This is a genomic window from Oleiphilus sp. HI0132 (genome assembly GCF_001635845.1).
This window is the reverse complement of sequence record NZ_LWGJ01000440.1, coordinates 1-932: the sequence shown is the minus strand read 5'-3', so window position 1 is coordinate 932 and position 932 is coordinate 1. Positions and strand designations below refer to the sequence as shown.

At 47.1% G+C, this 932-nt stretch carries 1 protein-coding gene; it reads left to right on the top strand.

Going from position 1 to position 932, the window contains the following annotated elements:
* Positions 1-18: 18 nt before the first annotated feature.
* A partial coding sequence (locus A3766_RS05305; RefSeq protein WP_197479344.1) for an Ig-like domain-containing protein occupies positions 19-932 on the top strand: 914 nt, incomplete at its 3' end.

Sequence of the window (932 nt, the reverse complement as noted above, 5' to 3'; positions counted from 1 at the left end):
ACGTCTACTGCATACACATTGAGTTCACTTAGCATAACACCCGCCGCGTTGACACTGGCAATTGCTTCATCTCGCACTCTCACGGCAACCGGAATTTATACGAACAACACCACAAGCGACCTTAGTCCTGAGACTTCTTGGCAATCGAGCAATAACAACATCGCCACAGTCGATGAAAATGGCTTGGTAGTCGCTGTCAGCGCTGGCAATACCAATGTCACAGCAAGTATTGGCGACATCAACACAAGTCTGGAGCTAAAGGTTTCTCCTGCTACATTGCATTCTATTTCAATTGATTTACCCGACACTCTAATTGCCGGACTCACTACTGCTTTATCAGCGACTGGCACCTATTCCGATGGCAGCACCCAAAACATTACCGCTGAAGTAACATGGCAAACTAGCGATATCAGCCTTGCCAGTATCGATAATGAGCTTATTACCGCCATTCAAAGTGGGGAGGTGCAAGTCAGCGCTATTAAAGGCTCTACAACTGGGTTAAAAAACATTGTTATCAGCCCGGCTCAAATCGACAGTCTGGTTTTGACCCCGCCATTGATCACACTAGCGAAAGGAACTCAAAGCGAGGTAAACGTCACCGCCATTTTTACTGATCAAAGCCACCAAGATGTTACTAGCCAAGTCAATTGGAGCGCTGACTCTCCTGAAATAATCTCAATTGAAGCGGGCTCATCACTTGTTAGCGGACTGGATATCGGCAGCTCAAGCCTGAGTGCTGAGCTAGATGGCCATAATGCTGCCAGTACGGTTACGGTAAGCAATGCAGTACTAAGCAATATAAGTATTCTTCCTATTAACAGCTCCCTACCAAAGGGGCTAAGCCAAAGTTTCAGTGCTCAAGGAACATACAGTGACGGCTCAGTTCAGGACATCACCGAACAGGTAACCTGGACATCGAGCGACTCGGCAAT